Below are 18895 nucleotides of genomic sequence, written 5' to 3' on the forward strand. Positions count from 1 at the left end.
ATGACATGGGGATGACGTCAACGGATTTTTGCGAAGAGCCGAGGCAACCCGCAAGCGGCCGATTGTGGCGCATGTGGTTTCGAATCTTACCAGCGCCATCGGATTTGAGTCCGTGAAAATGCGGACTGGCGATTCGCGCTGTCAGCGCCCCGCGCCCCGCCCCGCCTCTGCCTTCAACGGCTCTTGTGTTCGCCGCCAAAATCATGCGATGTCCCATGTCGGCTGGGGAGACCAAAATGGGGGTAAATTTTGCCAACAGGTAAAGTCAAGTGGTTCAACCTGGACAAGGGCTTTGGATTCATCGCGCCGGATGACGGAGGTACCGATATCTTTCTGCACATCACGGCCGCTCAACGAGGCGGAATCGACACCGTGAAGGAAGGCATGGATGTGGCGTTCGAAGTCGCACAGGACCGACGAACCGGCAGAACCTCTGCCGACAATGTGCGCCCGGTTTGAAATGATCCGTGCGGCCGAAAGGCCGCACTGACTTTGCCGCTCGGAGACAATATGAAGCGTAGCTTTGCTGTCTGGCTCTTCCTGCTTGCCGCCGCCGGGCCGTCGTTCGCCGATGACGCGAGCTCCAAGCTTGCGTTCTTCTACGACAGCTGCGTTTCCTCCGGCCCAGACTTCGAGCGCATGTCCGAGCGTGCGAAAACTGACGAATGGCCTTCGATGGCACAGGATCTGGCGCTGACCTTCACGCCGATGGAAAACCCCGAAGCGCTGGAAGGGTGGATTGTCAGTGGCGGCGAAAGCGAAAGCTTTCAAGCACTGGTGGTCTCACGGGCGAATGTCGGAGGCAAGATCGTCGAAGGCTGCACGGTGGCATTGGGCGACGTCGACGCAGCCGTCTTCGAAAAGGCATTGGTCGAGAAGGTGAACGCAGTCTCGGCAGGTGAAGAGCAAGGGCAGGATCGCGTCTACAAGCGATATACAGCCAGCATCAACGGGCGCAGCGAAGCGATCACCCTGGCGCTTCCGCTCTACGCAAAGGGTTCTGATCAGATTATCGCCAGTGCCGTGGCAGAGCAGCAGATCGAACACTAGGCGGGAAATGACACGCTCCGTCGGCTCGCGCTTTTTAGGCGCTATGAGATTTTAATGCCGGAAGCGCGGCGTCCGAATGGAATGCCTATCACCGTTCCATCCTCATGACGAGGCGCCACGAGCGCCGCGGAACCAAGGCACGGAGAACAGCAATGTACTTCGAACTCAAGGATAAGACAGCTGACGTTCTCGCCAGGCTCCGGAGACGGGAGCAACTGCGCAATCTTCCGCTCGATCTAATCTCCTCGGAGGACGAGGCATACGGCGTTCAGGCGATTGCCGAGGATTCGCTGGGCTTCGAGCGCAAGGCTATGCACTTGTCGGCAGTCGCGAACCTTCCAGGCGCATCTCGGTTTGACCAAGCCGGTAGTTTACGAAATTCCAGCAGTCAGCCCTGATCATGGGAATAAAGCAATTCAGGCTGCCGCCGGCGCCATCGGTGCTCAATGCGAGTTTGTGTTTAGCATACTTGCGACCCTTCCCCCGACGCAGGCGAAGCGGTTGACCGGGCATCGGTGGCGAGCGCCTTGCTGGGCTGTCATCCCGCCATCGGCATCCTCGGCCGGCGCACAGGTCGGAGCTTTGTCGGGAACGATTGCGGCCATTGTCGACTTTGGGCTGCATGTCGCCACGCTCTGCGGACGCTGCGCAGACGCGATTGATCTTGATTTCCTCGCAGATATCGAAGTGAACGTCTTCCTTTTCGGTGACACCGTGTTCGCCGGCTCGGCAACCTCGATTCCTGGACACCCTTTGGAGGCCGTCGTTTGGCTTGCCTCGTCAACATTTGACAGCCGATTTCGGACCGCTCGGTCAGGTTGATTGCATTTTTCAGCTGACCATCTCGCCAACCATCAGGATCCATAGATGCGTTCTCAAAGGGAGTCATTTGTCGTCGAGCTCAAGAAACCGCGGCGTCCTTTTTCAAGGTTGCCATCAAAAAGCGACGTTCCTTTGGAGAAGGCCAACCCGCGATGAGAAGCGCGTCCGCAATTGCGCTGGGCGCACGACCAAACGACGAAAGGCAATAGGATGGTGAGCAGGAACCTCCCCCATGAATATTTCTTCCTCAACGGCTCCCGTTTTGACGGGCCGGTTATCGGCCATATCGATGGCAGACCGATCCCTGCTCGCGTGATCGACATTCGAGGCAGCCGCTATCGTTTCGTCGGAGTTGCCCGCCGCGATCGACGTGGCAGGCTCGATGTGTCCGCCTTGCGCAAGAACGAGTGGCTTGTCGTACCTGACCTCATCTATGCGGCCGTTACCTGAAGCACGGCTTGATGAACGCCTCGTGGCATTTGATCCGCAGCAGCGCACTTTGCGAAGGCATAGATAGGCTCAAACGGCATTTCCGCTTCCCATGCGGCGAAAATTCGCTAAGACCGATCACCGGCTATCACCAAAACCGGGACCTTCCCTTTCATGACCAAATTCGATGTTCTGACTGTCGGCAATGCTATCGTCGATATCATCGCGCGTTGCGACGACCAGTTCCTCATTGACAATAAGATCACCAAGGCGGCGATGAACCTCATCGATGCTGAGCGCGCCGAACTTCTCTATGCACACATGGGGCCGGCGGTGGAAGCCTCCGGCGGCAGCGCCGGTAATACGGCAGCCGGTGTCGCGAGCTTCGGCGGCAAGGCCGCCTATTTCGGCAAGGTCGCCGAAGATCAGCTCGGCGAGATCTTCGCCCATGACATCCGCGCACAGGGCGTTCACTATCAGACGCAGCCGAAGGGTACGTTCCCGCCGACCGCGCGCTCAATGATCTTCGTGACCGACGACGGCGAACGCTCGATGAACACTTATCTCGGCGCCTGCGTCGATCTCGGGCCTGAGGACGTCGAGGCCGACGTGGTCGCCGCGTCCAAGGTCACCTATTTCGAGGGCTACCTCTGGGATCCGCCGCGCGCCAAGGAAGCGATCCGCGAATGCGCCCGTATCGCCCACGAGAACGGCCGCGAGATGTCGATGACACTCTCCGACAGCTTCTGCGTCGACCGCTACCGCGGCGAATTCCTCGATCTGATGCGCTCCGGCACTGTCGATATCGTCTTCGCCAATCGCCAGGAAGTGCTGGCGCTCTATGAAACCGACGACTTCGAGGCGGCGCTCAACAGCATTGCCAAGGACTGCAAGATCGCGGCCGTGACGATGAGCGAGGACGGCGCCGTGATCCTGAAAGACACGGAACGCTTCTATGTCGATGCCATCAAGATCAGGGAACTGGTCGATACGACGGGCGCCGGCGATCTGTTCGCATCCGGCTTCCTCTACGGATATACGCAGGGCCGGACATTGGAAGATTGCGGCAAGCTTGGCTGCCTCGCGGCCGGCATCGTGATCCAGCAAATCGGCCCGCGGCCGATGAAGTCGCTTGCTGAAGCCGGCAAGCAGGCTGGGCTTATTTAAAGGCCTCGCCAGGATACGCGCCCCAGATTTCCGACTGCGCCACCCAGCCTTCGGCGCCGTCGCTCTTGGCGAAGCACCAATCGCCATTGCATTCACCGATGTTCATCATGACGCCGGGCTCCAGCTTGGCAATAACGCTTGCCGATGGCAGGGCATCACGGCGCATGTTGACATAGACGGACTTGCCCTTGCCCTTCATCCACGGGGCAGCGATCGCCGCGCGCGAGCCTGACAGCAACGATTGGTTGACCCAGCCTTCGGTGCCGTCGGCATCGCGGATCTGGCGCCAGTTGTCGTATTCCTGGATGATCTCGACGGGCAGGCCGGCCTTCAGATACATCCAAGAGGCCGCATAGTCCGTGCCAGGGCCGATGCGCAGGTTGACGCGCTTGGACTTGAGCGTGACGAAACGCGGCAGCGGCAGGCCGCTCGGTCCCTTTGCCGCCTGCGCGGAGGCCATTTCGGCCGTTCCCGTCGAAAGCACGAAACCGATCGCAAGGGCGAGGCAAGATTTCAGGACTTTGCTATGCATGGGACTTCCGTTTGCTCAGATGAGGGCAGGACTGCTGCCTGATTCCGGGAATTTGACATTCCTGCGCACGCTGGACGAGTTTTGTTTGTCTTCGCGTGCGGGTCTGGTAGAAATTGCCCGGAACGGGAAAATTATCCCGCGTCTTGGTTAAGGACCTCTGAACAAGTTAGCGCCGGCGCACATGACGACGAAGAAAAAACCGAAGGTCTACATCACACGGAAGCTGCCCGACGCGGTCGAGACGCGCATGCGCGAACTCTTCGATGCGGAACTGAATATCGACGATGTGCCACGCTCCAAGGCCGAGCTGATTGCCGCCGTCAAAAGCGCCGACGTGTTGGTTCCGACGGTCACCGACCGGATCGACGCAGCCCTGATCGAGGAGGCCGGGCCACAGCTGAAGCTGATCGCCAGCTTCTCGAACGGCACCGACCATATCGACGTGGAGGCTGCGGCCCGCAAGGGCATCACAGTCACGAACACGCCGAATGTGCTGACCGAGGACACTGCTGACATGACCATGGCGCTGATCCTCGCCGTGCCGCGCCGGCTGGGCGAAGGTGCGCGCGTGCTGACCGATCAGCCAGGTGAATGGGCCGGATGGTCACCGACCTGGATGCTCGGGCGGCGCATCCATGGCAAACGCATCGGTATCGTCGGCATGGGCCGGATCGGCACCGCCGTCGCCCGCCGCGCCAAGGCCTTTGGCCTCTCGATCCACTACCACAACCGCAAGCGGGTGAACCCGGCGACCGAAGACGAACTAGAGGCGACCTATTGGGAGAGCCTCGACCAGATGCTCGCTCGTGTCGACATCGTTTCGGTCAACTGCCCGTCGACGCCGGCGACCTTCCATCTGCTTTCGGCCCGCCGTCTGGCGCTGCTGCAGCCGACCGCCTACCTCGTCAACACTGCCCGCGGCGACGTGGTCGACGAGGCCGCGCTGATCAAGAGCCTGCGGGAGGGCAAGCTGGCGGGCGCTGGTCTCGACGTCTTCGAGAATGAGCCGGCGGTCAATCCGAAGCTCGTCAAGCTCGCAAACGAAGGTAAGGTCGTACTTCTGCCGCACATGAGTTCGGCGACGATCGAAGGCCGTATCGACATGGGCGACAAGGTGATCATCAACATCCGCACCTTCATCGACGGACATCGCCCGCCGAACCGGGTGCTGCCCGGCCGCTAAACCGAGACCGGCTTACGCATCTCGATCGACGTCGTGCGTGTGAAGCCCGGATGCGCGTTTTCGGCGGTCTTCTCAAATCCCCAGCGCACGAAGACGCGATGGTTTTCGACGAGCTCAATGCGCGTCTCGAGCCTCAGCGACGCTAGCGCGCGAGACCGCGCCACCTCTTCCGCAACCGCCAGGAGCCTGCGGCCGATCCCCCGGCCCTGAGCATCCGGGGAAATCGCCAGCTTGCCGATGTAAAGGCAATCATCCTCCGGCCGCAGGAAGACGCAGCCGCGCAGGACTTCGCCTTCCGTCGCCGCATAGACGATTTCTAAACGCGCCCTGTCGGCAAGGCTCGGGAGCGTCAGTTTCAGGGCCGAAGATGGTGGATCGATGCGATCGTTCATATAGGCGAAGGACGACAGGATCAGCGCCAGCAGCTCGTCCCACCGCTGAAAACCTTCATCGATGCGAACGATCTTCATGACGCCTGGCTTTGCCTTTGGCGCCGTCGCTTGTAGCGAATCGTATCGAAGCGGGCGGCAAGCGCATCGTAGAGCAGCAGTCGGCCGATTAGCGGTTCACCGGTGCCGGTGATCAGTTTGATCGCTTCCATGGCCATCAGCGTGCCGATCACGCCGGTCAGCGCGCCAATGATGCCGGTTTCCGCACAGGCCGGGATCAGGCCAGCCGGTGGTTTCTCGGGAAAGAGATCGCGATAGGTCGGGTTGGGTGTGCCATCCTCCGCCGTCTCGTAGGGCTTCAGCACTGTGATGGAGCCATCGAAGCGGCCGACGGCGCCCGTCACCAACGGGATTTGCGCCGTCTCGGCGGTATCGGCTGCGGTATAGCGGGTATCGAAATTGTCGGAGCCATCGATCAGGAGGTCGAAACCCGAGAGGTGACGGCGGGCCGTGTCCGGCGAAAAGCGCTCCTCGAAGCGAATCACATTGACGTGCGGGTTCAATCTGGCGATTGCAAAGGCCGCACTTTCCGTCTTCAGCTCGCCGATCGTGCCGGAATCGTGGATCACCTGCCGCTGCAGGTTGGAAAGCGAAACGCGGTCGTCATCGGCAATGCCGAGCGTGCCGACGCCCGCGGCCGCGAGATATTGCAGGACCGGCGCGCCCAGCCCGCCGGCCCCGATCACCAGCACGCGCGCGGCCTTCAGCTTCTGCTGACCAGCACCGCCGATCTCGGGAAGCAGGATATGACGCTGATATCGCGCGATTTCTTCCGGGCTCAGGGGTTCCATGGGCGCGATGCTACCACGGCCTTTGGTTGTGGGGGAAGCGGCATCGCTCACTCGAAAACCCTTCCGTCGGCAACGGTGAAGAATTGCGCGCGCTCACCGAGCGCGGAGAACATGGCGCGGTCCGTACCCGTCATGAAGGCCTGACCACCCAGCGCGTCGATGAGGTCGAAAAGGGCGGCACGCCTGCCTTCGTCAAGATGCGCGGCGATCTCATCGAGCAGTAGGATCGGCGCGTGGCCGGTGAGATTGGCGACCAGCCGGGCATGGGCAAGGATCAGTCCGACCAGCAACGCCTTCTGCTCGCCCGTCGAACAGCGCGCTGCTTCCATCTGCTTTTGCCGGTGGCGGACGATGAGATCGGCGCGATGCGGACCGACGAGCGTACGGCCGGCCGCGGCATCGCGATAGCGGCTTTCGGCAAGCACGGCGGTGTACTCGTCCTCGAGATCGACAGCGGGGCGCGAGAACTGGCCGTCCATAAAGCCAGCGAGTTCGAGCACGGCAGCCGGAAACGGCGCCGTATCGTGCGTTTCCTCGATGAGCCGGGCGAGGAGGCCGAGCATTTCCTGGCGCGCCATTGCCATGGCAATGCCAAGACTCGCCATCTGCTGCTCGATGCCGGAAAGCCAAGCGGGATCGAAGCGGCGCTCGTCGAGCAGCTTGTTGCGGCTGCGCATGGCGCGCTCGAAATCGCTGGCGCGGCGACCATGAGCCGGATCAAGCGAGAGCACGAGCCGGTCGAGAAAACGACGGCGCTCGGACGAGCCACCGGTGAAGAGGCCATCCATCGACGGCGTCAGCCACAGGAGGCGCAGATGATCGGTCAGTTCATCGACCGATTTCGCCGGCGTGGCATTGATGCGCAAACGCCGCGAGGCACTATCATCGGTGGTGTCGACGCCGGTGCCGATCTCCACCTCGCCCTCCATGCCGTCGAGCTCAGCGAAGATCGCAAACCCGCCGCTCGCACCGACGCGAGTGATATCGCCATAGGTGGCGCGGCGCAAACCGCGGCCCGGCGACAGCAGGGAAACGGCTTCCATCAGATTGGTCTTGCCGGCACCATTATCTCCTGTCAGCACCACATGCCGACCGTCGAGCGACAGCGAGACTGACGCGTAGTTGCGAAAGTCGGTCAGCTTTAGACGGGACAGGGAGACCTTGTGCGGCATTCGATATCCGGATTCGTGGTGCCCGAGAGCTAAGCGCAACGAGGGCGGATGGCAAGGGTGAGAGGCGCGATAGGGACACCAGGACGCGCATGCGTACACCTGGACTTGCCATCGACGCGATAAAAACGGCGGAAGCTGGCACCGATCGCAGGAGGATCGTATGATATAGCCGAGACCGGGGGGCGAGTAGGATGCGACGCTTGACGAAAACACAGATAGCGATAGGCGGTGTGGCGGCCATGTTGGTTGCGTATCTGCTTGTCGCTTATTTCTTCATTCCGGAAATATGGATTCATCGCGACGCCGGCCGCATTGGGGAATTTGGCCCAATGGTCACAACCACCGAACAGGACATTCCTGGCGACCCGATCAATGTTGGGCTTGTTGGCTCGAAGGAGGACGTGCTCCGGGCATTCGCATCGGCCGGATGGGATCCAGCCGACAAGATTACGCTACGTACATCGGCCGAAATCGGCTTGAGCGTCATGCTCGATCGACCCGACCTCGACGCTCCGGTCAGCGCCTTGCTGTTTGAGGGGCGCAAGCAGGATCTGGCGTTTGAAAAGGCAGTGGGCAAGAGCGCCGACGAGCGCCACCATGTACGTTTTTGGCTAACTAGGAGCACCGGTGCGGACGGGCGTCCGCTGTGGCTCGGCTCGGCGAGTTTTGATCGTGGTGTCGGCTTCAGCCACGACACCGGCCAAATCACCCATCACATCGCGCCCGATGTCGACGCTGAGCGGGGTCTGATCATCGGCGATCTTCAGAAGGCCGGACAACTGTCGTCGACTTACGAGATCCCCGGCATCGGCGCCACGAAGACCGGCCGCAATGGGGGCGGCGATCCCTATTTCAGCGATGGGAAAGCAATGATCGGAGTGCTGCGCGGCCTCGCCACTCCTTAACGCCGGCTTCGCTTCACGTATCTTCATCGTTCCCGATTTGCGGTTCCACACCGCGTCGAATCGGTGAAAGATACGGACCGAATCACGAGAGGTGGGCCGTTGAAGATAGCCGCAGCACAGACCATCGTTTCGCCTGACATTGCCGCGAACGGCAGCGCAATCCGGAGCATGATTGCGGCCGCGGCTGCCAATGGCGCGCGGGTCGTCAACTTCTGCGAAGGCGCGCTTTCGGGATATTCGAAATTGCAGATGATGCATCCCGACGATTGGGCCGGTTTCGATTGGCCGCAGCAGGAGGCCGAGCTTCGTACAATCGCCAGTCTCTGCGGCGAGCTTCGCATCTTCGCGGTGATCGGCGGAGCGCACCGGCTATCCGAGGGTTACCCGCCGCACAACAGCCTCTATGTGTTTTCCGATACCGGGGCGCTGCTGACCCGCTACGACAAGAGGTTTTTGTCGAACAGCGAGCTTGGCGGCTGGTACTCGCCCGGCACCGCGCCGATCACCTTCGACGTCGACGGCTATCGTTTCGGCTGCGCGATCTGCATCGAATCGCAGTTTCCGGAGATCTTCGGGGAATATGAGAGGCTTGGCGTCGATGCTGTGCTCTTTTCCTCATACGGCACTCCCGATTATTTCCAGATTGCGCTGCGCGCGCATGCGGGACTGAACTGCATCTGGATCGGCGCTGCAACGCCGGTGCAGAAGGCCACAAAGGGGCCGGCCGGCATTATCGGCCCGGATGGAAACTGGGTGACGCAATGTCCAGCGGCTCCCGAACCAAGCCTGGCAACCGCGGTGCTAGATCGCGACGACCCAGTCTATGACATTCCGCTGCAGAAGGCCCGGCCGTGGCGACTGAAGGCCCGACAGGGTGACATCTATCGCGAGAAGATGGTCGATAACCCCAGAAGCGAAAACAGAAGCGATTATTGAGGCGCAATGCTGCCCTGGGTCGCAGCGGCTTCATCTTGCGGCGTTGACAGCCTATATGAGAACGGTCGCCGATTGCGACGTGCCGGAGTTGACGATGGATACGGAAATACTGGGCCGCGCGATGCATGTGGCCGCCATTCGCGAGCGCGCTGAAGCCTAAATGAAGGCGATGGGGATCGACGAGGCGTTCATCGATCGACTGGTCGAGACGTTCTACGGTCGCGTGCTCCAGCATCCGGCGCTCGGACCGGTGTTCGACGCCCGCCTCTCCGGTCGCTGGCCCGAGCATATGCGGAAGATGAAGAGCTTCTGGTCATCAGTCGCCTTCCGCAGCGGCGCCTATGGCGGAAAGCCGGTACAGGCGCATACAGGCGTCGCGAACATGTCGCCCGATCTCTTCCCGCAATGGCTGGCGCTGTTTTCGGAGACGCTCAGTGATATCGCCCCGAACCCGGAAGCCAAGGCCTGGTTCATGGCGACCGCCGAACGCATTGCCAAGAGCCTGACGCTGTCGCTCTTCTACAATCCGGCGCTCGACGATCCGATGCGCAAGCCGGCCTAAGCTATTTCAAGCAACCCGCTTGTAGAAAAGCGTGGTGTCGCAGAGGCCGCCTTGCGGCCACAGCGCGTAGTCCGGGATCACACCGACCCGCTCCCAGCCAAGCCGTGGATAGATCGCCTCGGCGTCGCTGCCGGTTGCCGTGTCGAGCACCAGGATCATCTTGCCGCGGGCGGCAGCTTCGCGCTCGGCGGCATCCATCAGCAACCGCGCTAGCCCCTTGCCGCGAGCCGAGCGATGCACCAGCAACTTCTTCAGATCGCCGCGATGCGGCTGGTTCGGCATCTGCGCCGCGCCGACCTGCACAGTACCGACGGCCCGACCGTCAATCTCGGCCACGAGAAGCAGCGTTGCGCCAGATGCGACGGCATCGGCGACGACCTGCCAGTAGGGCGCGGCATCGGCATTGCCATAGGGCTGCATGAAGCCGACCGATGCGCCACCATTCACGCAATCGGTCAGCACCTCGCAAAGGTCGGGAATTGCCGCGCGGGCTTCTGCGGCGTCGAGAAGGCGGATCGTGGCTATCATCATTCTCTCCTGAAGTGAATTAGTGGCCGCGACGGTCGAGCACGACGCAGTAGCGAGCGGGTATGTTGCCGGGGTTGTGAAAACGGTGACCCTCGCTGACGGGCATGAACAGACAGTCACCAGGCAGGAGTCGGTGGACCGTGTCGCCCGTCGTCATCTCCATCTCGCCGTCGAAAAGCCAGATATGCTGGGTCATGCCGTTGCTTGCCGCATGCGGAGGGAAACTGACGCGGGCACCGGCCGGGAATTCGACGTCGACGATATCGACATCCGAGGCAGTTCCGGGCGGTGAGACGGAGCGGCGCATGTAACCCGTCTCCGGATCCCGCCAGACCTGCTGATCGTGCCGGCGCGAAAGCGGCGAGACCTCGCCCTCCTCGGCAAAGAAGGCCGAGAGCGAGAGGCCGAGCGCTGCACAAACCCTGGCAAGCAGCGACGCTGTCGGGCTCGCTTCGCCACGCTCGATCCGCGAAATCATAGCCCGGCTGACGCCGGAGGCGTCGGCAAGATCATCCAGCGTCAAATTCTTCTCGATCCGGAGCTTGCGGATGCGAAGGCCAATCGCCGTCTCCAGTGCCTGTTCCATCATCCGATCCTATAATTCTACTATAATAGAAACTGCACACTCTGGTGATGGAATCAAGCGCTATGTTTAGGCCTATGAAAGAGCGATTTATCGTAAACGAATCCCTGCTTTTCCGCTTTGCGGCAAGGGGCGGCGCTGCTATATGGCGCGCATGAGCACCAATCCAACGACTCCGCTTTCCCATATCCGCAACTTCTCGATCGTGGCCCATATCGACCACGGCAAATCGACGCTTGCTGACCGCCTGATCCAATCGACCGGCGGGCTGGCCGAGCGCGAGATGTCCGAGCAGGTGCTTGACAACATGGATATCGAGCGCGAGCGCGGCATCACCATCAAGGCCCAGACGGTGCGCCTGCACTACATGGCCAAGGACGGCGAGACCTATATCCTGAACCTGATCGACACGCCCGGGCACGTCGACTTCGCCTATGAAGTCTCACGCTCGCTCTCGGCCTGCGAAGGTTCGCTGCTCGTCGTTGACGCTAGCCAAGGCGTCGAGGCTCAGACGCTTGCCAATGTCTACCAGGCGATCGACAACAACCACGAGCTGGTCACCGTTCTCAACAAGATCGACCTACCGGCGGCCGAGCCCGACCGCATCAAGGAGCAGATCGAGGAAGTGATCGGTATCGATGCGTCCGAAGCGGTGCTGATTTCGGCGAAGACCGGCCTCGGCATTCCCGATGTTCTGGAAGCGATCGTGCAGAGGCTGCCGGCGCCGAAGAGCCCGGGAGGCGAAAAGGCACCGCTGAAGGCATTGCTCGTCGATAGCTGGTACGACACCTATCTTGGCGTCATGGTTCTTGTGCGCGTCATCGACGGCGTGCTGACCAAGGGTCAGACGATCCGCATGATGGGTACGGACGCCAAGTACCAGGTGGAGCGCGTTGGCGTGCTGACGCCGAAGATGGTCAATGCCGACAGCCTCGGCCCCGGCGAGATCGGCTTCATCACAGCTTCGATCAAGGAAGTCGCCGATACCCGCGTCGGCGATACGATCACCGAGGACAAGCGCCCGACGGCGCAGGCCCTGCCCGGCTTCAAGCCGGCGCAGCCGGTGGTTTTCTGCGGCCTCTTCCCGGTCGACGCGGCCGATTTTGAAGATCTGCGCGCTGCGATGGGCAAGCTCCGCCTAAATGACGCCTCCTTCTCCTTCGAGATGGAATCGTCAGCCGCCCTCGGCTTCGGCTTCCGCTGCGGCTTCCTCGGGCTGCTGCATCTCGAAATCATCCAGGAACGTCTGGAGCGTGAGTTCAACCTCGATCTGATCGCGACGGCGCCTTCGGTCGTCTACCAGCTGACGATGACTGACGGTAGCGAGCGCGAACTGCACAACCCGGCCGACATGCCCGATGTCGTCAAGATCGACGAGATCCGCGAGCCCTGGATCAAGGCGACGATCATGACGCCGGACGACTATCTCGGCGGCATCCTCAAGCTCTGCCAGGACCGCCGCGGTATCCAGACCGAACTCACCTATGTCGGTACCCGCGCGATGGTCACCTACGAACTGCCGCTGAATGAAGTCGTCTTCGATTTCTATGACCGGCTGAAGTCGATTTCGAAGGGTTACGCCTCCTTCGACTATCACCTCGAAGGCTACCGCGCCGGCAACCTCGTGAAGATGTCGATCCTCGTCAATGGCGAGCCGGTCGATGCGCTGTCGATGCTGGTACACCGCGCCGCCGCCGAGAAGCGTGGCCGCGACATGTGCGAGCGGCTGAAGGAACTAATCCCGAAGCACATGTTCAAGATCCCGATCCAGGCCGCGATCGGCGGCAACGTCATTGCCCGCGAGACCATCTCGGCGCTGCGCAAGGACGTGACGGCGAAGTGCTACGGCGGCGACGCCACCCGTAAGCGCAAACTTCTGGACAAGCAGAAGGAAGGCAAGAAACGCATGCGCCAGTTCGGCAAGGTGGAGATTCCGCAGGAAGCCTTCATCGCCGCACTCAAGATGGGCGACGAGTAAAGCATCATTTTAGCCCGGCCGGCACGCGACGCATGGCCGGGCTGCTGTCTGGATACCGCTCTGCTTCAGCTGCAGGCCATATACTCCTTCACCAGCCCTTCATAGGCGTCCATTTCCGGCAGCGCCTCATAGCTGCGGGCTGCGCCGGTCTCTGCGAAGGGCAGCTTCTCGCGCGTCCAGGTCTCGATGAATGGCCGGAACCAGCGCGGATCGTCCAACATCGTCGGACGCAAATTGACGAACCAGTCCATCCCCTCGGACCGTGTGAACATCCAGGTCATGCAGTGGCCGCAAAAATAGTGGTGCGCCTCAGCACCGTGCAGACCGCCGACCACCGGCTCCCCTTCGGTGATCTCGAAGCCTTCCGCTGGAATGGCGGCACTCAGCGAATAGGCACTCGACGACATCTTCTGGCAGCCCGTGCAATGGCAGGCCATGGTCAGCAGCGGCTTGGCGCTGATCTTCAATCTCACACGGCCGCATCGGCAGCCACCCTCCCAAGGCAGATCTACTTCGGTCATCACGGCCTCCCTTTCGTCATGCTCAATCTAGTGGCGGGCGGCGCGGCGTCAAATCAGCCGGCTTGCGACCGCAGACAAGCCGACGGCGGCGTGGCGTTTTAGAGCATCGGGAAGTTACGATCTCGCTCTGACATCTGCGCGACGGGCAGCGGCCAGGCGATCGAGATCCTGGGATCGAGCGCGTTGACTCCGCCTTCGGCGCCGGGCGCGTAAGGCTTGTCGTGCAGATAGATCAATTCGCAGTTTTCCGTCAGCGTCTGGAAGCCATGGGCAAAGCCTGGCGGGATCATCATCGAACGCGCATTCTCGGCGGAAAGAACCTCACCATGCCACCTGAGATAGGTTGACGACTGCGGCCTGAGATCGACGGCGACGTCGAAGACGGCTCCGGCGAGACAGGAAACGAACTTCGCTTCGTCATCCGGGGGCCGTTGGAAATGCATGCCGCGAATGGCCCCCTTTGCCTGTGTCATCGTGTGATTGATCTGCGCGATGCGGCCGATGCCGAAATCGGCAAGCTCCTCGGTGCAGAAGAAGCGTGAGAAGAAGCCGCGCTCGTCGCCAAGCCGCTGACGCTCGATGACGAGGAGGTTGCTGAGGGCAGTGGGGATGCGGGTGAAACGGGACATGGAACTCGATCGGAATGTTTTCAGGATAGCCCGGCGGAACGCTTTATCGACTTGTTTTGGTCGACGCAAACTTGACCTGACACTGAAAAAGGGCTCATTAGCAACCACTGTTCGAGAGCACTGATTTGGGTAAAGTACTTATCACCGGGGCCTCCGGATTTGTAGGCCGACACCTCCTGCGCGCACTTGTAGCACAGGGAGCCGATGTGCGTGCCGTCCTTCGGCCGAATGCAGTCGAAAAGGTGCAGACCCTCGCAGCGATTGAGGTTGTAGAGAGCCCTTCGCCTTTTTCCGAGAGCGAAACCTGGTGGGCTGATGCTCTTAGCGGGATCGATACAATCGTCCACCTGGCGTGGTACGCGGAACCTGGAAAATATCTGACGGCACCGGAAAATCTGGACTGCCTCACCGGCACGCTGACGATGGCGAAAGCTGCAGCAGAGGTAAGCGTGCGCCGCTTTGTCGGGGTCGGCACGTGCTTCGAATACGACGTCAGCGTCGGAACGCTCTCAATAGAAACACCATTGAAGCCCCTTACCCCCTACGCAGCGGCCAAAGCGGCGGCCTTCATTGCCCTGTCGCAGTGGTTGCCGGCGCAAAGCGTGGAGTTTGCGTGGTGCCGACTTTTCTATCTCTATGGCGAAGGCGAAGATGAGCGTCGCTTCGTGCCGTATCTTCGGAAATCGCTGGAAGCGGGGCAACGGGCTGATCTGACCGAAGGAAGGCAGGTTCGCGACTTCATGGACGTCCGCGATGCAGCCGCTCGCATATGCGAGGTCACCTTCGGAAAAGCCACGGGCGCTATCAACGTTTGCTCCGGTGTTCCTGTGACCGTGCGGGAGCTCGCAGAGCGAATCGCCGATCAGTATGGTCGACGAGATCTTTTAAACTTTGGAGCGCGGCCCGATAATCTTGTCGATCCGCCCTTCGTCTTGGGAGTGCCATAGTCTTGGATACAGCACCAACGGATGTCCGCGTGCTTTACGAGCAGCGGGGCCTGCCGATCTTTCAGAATCGAATGTATGACACCTTGGAGGACGCGCTGGCCTCGCCGCGAGGTGACATGTGTTTGGTGGAAGATCTCCGCACGGGTCTCGTTCGCAACGCTGCGTTTCAGCCCGATTTGATGATCTATGATACATCCTACCAGAACGAGCAGGGCCTCAGTCCGATGTTTCGTCGCCATCTGGACGAGGTCGCTGCGATCATCACGACGAATATCGGCCGGAAGAACCTTGTCGAGGTTGGCTGTGGCAAGGGGCTTTTCCTGGAGATGCTGGAAGAGCGCGGTGTCGAAATCACCGGCTTCGACCCTGCCTATGAGGGAACAAACCGCCGAATTCGCCAAGAGTATTTCCAACCTGGCAGCGGGATTGAAAGCGATGGCCTGATCCTCCGGCATGTTCTGGAACACATTTTGGACCCAGTCGCATTCCTTGGGCAACTGAAGGAAGCCAACGGCGGGCGTGGACACATCTATATCGAAGTTCCCTGTTTCGATTGGATCTGCGAGCAGCGGGCATGGTTTGACGTCTTCTACGAACACGTCAACTATTTCAGACTTTCAGATTTCCACCGAATGTTCGGGACGGTTGTCGCGAGCGGTCGGATCTTCGGCGGTCAGTATCTCTATGTTGTCGCCGATCTGGCGACATTGCGTGATCCGACGATCGACCAGGACGACCGCGTAAAAATGCCCGCGGACTTCGTCGCGAAGCTGGAAAGCATCAGCCCTGGCGAAACGCAAACTGCAGTGGTCTGGGGTGGCGCTTCCAAGGGCGTCATATTTTCGCTTTTGAGACAGCGAAAGGGCCGTCCCGTCACGGCTGTGATTGACATCAATCCTTCAAAGCAAGGCAAGTTCCTGCCTTTGACTGGATTGAAAGTTCAATCCCCGAGCGAGGTTCTGCCGGAACTGCCGCCAGGCTCCGATATCTACGTGATGAACCGCAATTATTCTGAAGAGATCAAGAAAATGTCGAACAACGCCTACAACTATGTCGAGGTTGACCGTGGTTGATTTCAAGAGCGAAGTGGCCGACCGCATTGTCGCGATCCAAGGCAACGAAGACTTCAAAAGAAGCGCTTCCGATTTCCTGCGCAAGTCCGTCGAACCGAAGTACTCCTACAACTACTTCTGGATGGGTCGCCCGATTATCCAGTACCCCCAGGACATGGTCGCCATGCAGGAGATCATCTGGGAGACACGTCCGGACCTGATCATTGAGACAGGGATCGCGCATGGCGGCTCACTGATCCTGAGCGCGTCCATGCTTGCTCTCCTTGATATGGCAGACGCGATGGAAGCTGGCGCCACCTTGGACCCCCGCACCTCGAATCGGCGTGTTCTCGGCATCGATATCGATATCCGGGCGCATAATAGAGCCGCCATCGAAGCGCATCCGATGGCGTCGCGCATTCAGATGATTCAAGGGTCGAGCATCGATCGGGGCGTCATCGATCAGGTCCATCAGATCGCCAAGCCGTTCAAACGCGTTCTGGTGTGCCTGGATAGCAACCACACGCACGATCATGTCCTGGCCGAGCTTGAAGCCTACGCGCCCCTGACTTCGGTCGGCAGCTATTGCGTCGTTTTCGACACCCTGATCGAAGACATGCCCGCGGACGCTTATCCTGACCGGTCGTGGGGACCGGGTGACAATCCCAAAACGGCTGTGTGGACGTATCTCGAAACGCATCCCGAATTCGAGATCGACCGATCGATCGACCAAAAGCTTATGATCACCGTGGCACCAGACGGCTTTCTAAAGCGACACAGATAGAACTCTCTGGAATCAGAGTTCTTAGCCCGGGACATACCATATGAAAATCGTCATTCTCGCGGGTGGATACGGTACCCGCATTTCCGAAGAGAGCCACCTGCGGCCAAAGCCGATGATCGAGATCGGGGGTCGTCCGATTCTCTGGCACATCATGAAGATCTACAGCCATTTCGGCTTCAACGACTTCGTGATCTGCCTCGGCTATCGCGGCTACATGATCAAGGAATACTTCGCCAACTACATCCTGCACTCAGCGGATGTCACCTTCGACATGGAGCGCGGCGAGACGACGTATCATGCTACGAAAGCGGAGCCGTGGCGCGTGACGCTTGTCGAAACGGGCGAAGGTTCGATGACCGGCGGGCGCCTGAAACGCGTCGCGAACTATCTCGACGACACGTTTTGCCTCACCTACGGCGACGGCGTTGCCGATGTCGACATCAAGGCGTTGACCGAATTTCACCAAAGCCACGGACGCGCGGCGACGGTGACCAGCGTGGTGCCGCCCGGACGCTATGGCGCCTTGCTGACCGAGGACGGGCAGGTGATGAGCTTCACCGAGAAACCTGCGGGCGACAACGGACGCATCAATGGCGGCTTCTTCGTGCTCAACCGGTCGGTGCTGGATCGTATCGAGGGGGACTCCACCCCATTCGAGGGTGCGCCGCTCGAAGGACTTGCCAGCGACGGCCAACTGATGGCCTTCCCACATGACGGCTTCTGGCGCCCGATGGATACGCTGCGCGACAAGAACCAGCTCGAAGAACTCTGGCAGAGCGGCCATGCGCCGTGGAAAGTCTGGTCATGAGCCCGCTGCCGGATCAGCGTTTCTGGTCAGGCAAACGCGTCTTCCTGACGGGCCATACCGGCTTCAAGGGGACGTGGGCGCGGATATGGCTTTCACGGCTTGGCGCTGAGGTGACCGGCTATGCGCTTTCGCCGGCGACGACGCCGTCGCTGCATGCGCTGGCGGACACCTCCGGGCTGGCTGCCGAGACGATCGCCGACATCCGCAGCGGGACCGCTCTTGCGGATGCGCTTCGCGTGTGCGATCCCGATATCATCCTGCACATGGCGGCGCAGCCGCTGGTGCGACGCAGCTATCTCGAACCGGTTGACACATTCGATGTCAACGTCATGGGAACGATCCGTTTGCTGGAGGCGGCGCGGCCGCTTCAAGCGCTCAAAGCCATTCTCGTCGTGACGACCGATAAGGTCTATAGCAACGACGAAAGCGGCCGGCATTTCGTCGAAACCGATCGGCTTGGCGGACATGACCCCTACTCCGGCTCGAAGGCCGCAGCCGAGATCGCAACGGCGACCTACAGGGACTCCTTTTTCCGTCCGAAGGGCGTGCATGTCGGCACCGCGCGCGGCGGAAACGTGCTCGGTGGCGGCGACTTTTCGGAGGACCGGCTGGTTCCCGACATCGTCCGCGCTGCCATAGCCGGGCAGATTCTTGATATCCGCAGCCCGCTTGCAACGCGGCCGTGGCAACATGTCCTCGACTGCCTGAACGGCTATTTCCTGTTCTGCGAGGCGCTGTATAGCGGGACTGCGTCGGTGGAAGCGCTGAACTTTGGGCCATCCCCTGACGAAGCGCAAATTCCCGTCGGTCGTGTTGCCTCATCGGTCCAAGCAGCCATGGGGCTCGGGCAAACCTGGCAGGATACGTCGGCGGTCGACAAGCCGCGCGAGATGCACGCGCTTGGTCTCGATCCTGCCGAAGCCTATCGTTGCCTCTCCTGGCGGGCAAAGCTGAGCCAGACCGAAGCGATAGACTGGGCTGCACGCTGGTACGATCAATGGCGCCGGGGCGAAGATGCGCTCTCGCTCGTCGCTGGCCAGATTGATGCTTTCACGAAAGGCTCCTAA

22 protein-coding genes and 1 pseudogene are annotated in these 18895 nt (G+C 60.7%); 15 read left to right on the forward strand and 8 right to left on the reverse strand.

Annotation, left to right across the window (positions count from 1 at the left end; all coding sequences use genetic code 11):
* The first annotated feature begins 249 nt into the window (after window positions 1-249).
* From BSG20_RS11405 to BSG20_RS11425, 5 genes are all read left to right on the forward strand, one after another.
* Complete coding sequence (locus BSG20_RS11405) at window positions 250-459, forward strand: cold-shock protein (RefSeq protein ID WP_072374786.1); 210 nt, start codon at window positions 250-252, stop codon at window positions 457-459.
* Window positions 460-510: 51 nt separating this feature from the next.
* The gene (locus BSG20_RS11410) at window positions 511-1050 is read left to right on the forward strand and encodes a hypothetical protein (protein WP_072374783.1); all 540 of its coding nucleotides are present in this window, start codon (window positions 511-513) and stop codon (window positions 1048-1050) included.
* A 152-nt stretch (window positions 1051-1202) separates the two neighbouring features.
* Entirely contained in the window at window positions 1203-1448 is a 246-nt protein-coding gene (locus BSG20_RS36415) for a hypothetical protein (RefSeq protein ID WP_072374780.1), read from the forward strand.
* A gap of 634 nt (window positions 1449-2082) precedes the next feature.
* Entirely contained in the window at window positions 2083-2322 is a 240-nt protein-coding gene (locus tag BSG20_RS11420; protein ID WP_072375190.1) for a hypothetical protein, read from the forward strand.
* 153 nt (window positions 2323-2475) lie between these two features.
* Complete coding sequence (locus BSG20_RS11425) at window positions 2476-3468, forward strand: adenosine kinase (RefSeq protein ID WP_072374775.1); 993 nt, start codon at window positions 2476-2478, stop codon at window positions 3466-3468.
* Here BSG20_RS11425 and BSG20_RS11430 read toward each other — a convergent pair.
* Window positions 3461-4000 carry an SH3 domain-containing protein gene (locus BSG20_RS11430; protein ID WP_072374772.1) on the reverse strand — a complete coding sequence of 180 codons (540 nt, stop codon included), beginning with the start codon at window positions 3998-4000 and terminating at the stop codon, window positions 3461-3463. The two genes, BSG20_RS11425 and BSG20_RS11430, sit on opposite strands and share 8 nt — an antisense overlap.
* Window positions 4001-4181: 181 nt before the next feature.
* On the opposite strand from BSG20_RS11430, the gene BSG20_RS11435 reads away from it, so the two are divergent.
* Complete coding sequence (locus BSG20_RS11435) at window positions 4182-5183, forward strand: 2-hydroxyacid dehydrogenase (RefSeq protein WP_072374769.1); 1002 nt, start codon at window positions 4182-4184, stop codon at window positions 5181-5183.
* Here the strand turns inward: BSG20_RS11435 and BSG20_RS11440 are convergent.
* From BSG20_RS11440 to recF, 3 genes are read right to left on the reverse strand one after another with little or no spacing between them, the layout of a single operon-like run.
* Window positions 5180-5653: a GNAT family N-acetyltransferase gene (locus tag BSG20_RS11440; protein ID WP_072374766.1), complete on the reverse strand. Its 474-nt coding sequence runs from the start codon at window positions 5651-5653 to the stop codon at window positions 5180-5182. The two genes, BSG20_RS11435 and BSG20_RS11440, sit on opposite strands and share 4 nt — an antisense overlap.
* Window positions 5650-6423, reverse strand: coding sequence for a molybdopterin-synthase adenylyltransferase MoeB (locus tag BSG20_RS11445; RefSeq protein ID WP_072375187.1), 774 nt, complete (start codon window positions 6421-6423; stop codon window positions 5650-5652). Before BSG20_RS11445 ends, BSG20_RS11440 begins: the two co-directional genes overlap by 4 nt.
* Window positions 6424-6470: 47 nt before the next feature.
* Window positions 6471-7595 (reverse strand): DNA replication/repair protein RecF, encoded by a 1125-nt coding sequence (gene recF, locus BSG20_RS11450; RefSeq protein WP_072374763.1) that lies wholly within the window; start codon window positions 7593-7595, stop codon window positions 6471-6473.
* Window positions 7596-7786: 191 nt separating this feature from the next.
* Between recF and BSG20_RS11455 the strand changes: the two genes are divergently transcribed.
* The 3 genes and pseudogenes from BSG20_RS11455 (at window position 7787) to BSG20_RS11465 (ending at window position 9998) form a co-directional block, all read left to right on the forward strand.
* Window positions 7787-8500, forward strand: coding sequence for an LssY C-terminal domain-containing protein (locus tag BSG20_RS11455; protein WP_072374760.1), 714 nt, complete (start codon window positions 7787-7789; stop codon window positions 8498-8500).
* A gap of 99 nt (window positions 8501-8599) precedes the next feature.
* Entirely contained in the window at window positions 8600-9436 is an 837-nt protein-coding gene (locus tag BSG20_RS11460) for a carbon-nitrogen hydrolase family protein (protein WP_072374757.1), read from the forward strand.
* A 94-nt stretch (window positions 9437-9530) separates the two neighbouring features.
* A pseudogene (locus tag BSG20_RS11465) lies at window positions 9531-9998 on the forward strand (group III truncated hemoglobin).
* Between the two features lie 6 nt (window positions 9999-10004).
* Here the strand turns inward: BSG20_RS11465 and BSG20_RS11470 are convergent.
* Together BSG20_RS11470 and BSG20_RS11475 are read right to left on the reverse strand one after the other, a co-directional pair.
* Complete coding sequence (locus BSG20_RS11470; RefSeq protein ID WP_177309834.1) at window positions 10005-10523, reverse strand: GNAT family N-acetyltransferase; 519 nt, start codon at window positions 10521-10523, stop codon at window positions 10005-10007.
* 22 nt (window positions 10524-10545) lie between these two features.
* Window positions 10546-11112 (reverse strand): helix-turn-helix domain-containing protein, encoded by a 567-nt coding sequence (locus tag BSG20_RS11475; protein WP_072374752.1) that lies wholly within the window; start codon window positions 11110-11112, stop codon window positions 10546-10548.
* A gap of 142 nt (window positions 11113-11254) precedes the next feature.
* Between BSG20_RS11475 and lepA the strand changes: the two genes are divergently transcribed.
* The gene (lepA, locus tag BSG20_RS11480) at window positions 11255-13087 is read left to right on the forward strand and encodes a translation elongation factor 4 (protein WP_024316243.1); all 1833 of its coding nucleotides are present in this window, start codon (window positions 11255-11257) and stop codon (window positions 13085-13087) included.
* Between the two features lie 65 nt (window positions 13088-13152).
* Here lepA and BSG20_RS11485 read toward each other — a convergent pair whose 3' ends face one another.
* Window positions 13153-13608 (reverse strand): GFA family protein, encoded by a 456-nt coding sequence (locus tag BSG20_RS11485; protein WP_072374749.1) that lies wholly within the window; start codon window positions 13606-13608, stop codon window positions 13153-13155.
* Window positions 13609-13706: 98 nt separating this feature from the next.
* Window positions 13707-14237, reverse strand: a complete 531-nt coding sequence (locus tag BSG20_RS11490) for a dTDP-4-dehydrorhamnose 3,5-epimerase family protein (RefSeq protein ID WP_072374746.1) — start codon at window positions 14235-14237, stop codon at window positions 13707-13709.
* 125 nt (window positions 14238-14362) lie between these two features.
* Here BSG20_RS11490 and BSG20_RS11495 point away from each other — a divergent pair, with 125 nt between their 5' ends.
* Genes BSG20_RS11495 through rfbG form a run of 5 tightly spaced genes read left to right on the forward strand, consistent with a single transcriptional unit; the run spans window position 14363 to window position 18895 of the window.
* Window positions 14363-15184, forward strand: coding sequence for an NAD-dependent epimerase/dehydratase family protein (locus tag BSG20_RS11495; protein ID WP_072374743.1), 822 nt, complete (start codon window positions 14363-14365; stop codon window positions 15182-15184).
* A gap of 2 nt (window positions 15185-15186) precedes the next feature.
* A complete protein-coding gene (locus BSG20_RS11500) occupies window positions 15187-16257 on the forward strand; it encodes a class I SAM-dependent methyltransferase (protein ID WP_244541313.1) in 1071 nt (356 codons plus the stop codon).
* Window positions 16235-17020 (forward strand): cephalosporin hydroxylase family protein, encoded by a 786-nt coding sequence (locus BSG20_RS11505; RefSeq protein WP_083539898.1) that lies wholly within the window; start codon window positions 16235-16237, stop codon window positions 17018-17020. The genes BSG20_RS11500 and BSG20_RS11505 overlap by 23 nt, the downstream gene beginning before the upstream one ends.
* Before the next feature lie 40 nt (window positions 17021-17060).
* Complete coding sequence (gene rfbF / locus BSG20_RS11510) at window positions 17061-17828, forward strand: glucose-1-phosphate cytidylyltransferase (protein WP_072374741.1); 768 nt, start codon at window positions 17061-17063, stop codon at window positions 17826-17828.
* Complete coding sequence (gene rfbG / locus BSG20_RS11515) at window positions 17825-18895, forward strand: CDP-glucose 4,6-dehydratase (protein ID WP_072374738.1); 1071 nt, start codon at window positions 17825-17827, stop codon at window positions 18893-18895. Before rfbF ends, rfbG begins: the two co-directional genes overlap by 4 nt.

The organism is Rhizobium tibeticum (genome assembly GCF_900110205.1).
Classification (GTDB): domain Bacteria; phylum Pseudomonadota; class Alphaproteobacteria; order Rhizobiales; family Rhizobiaceae; genus Rhizobium; species Rhizobium tibeticum.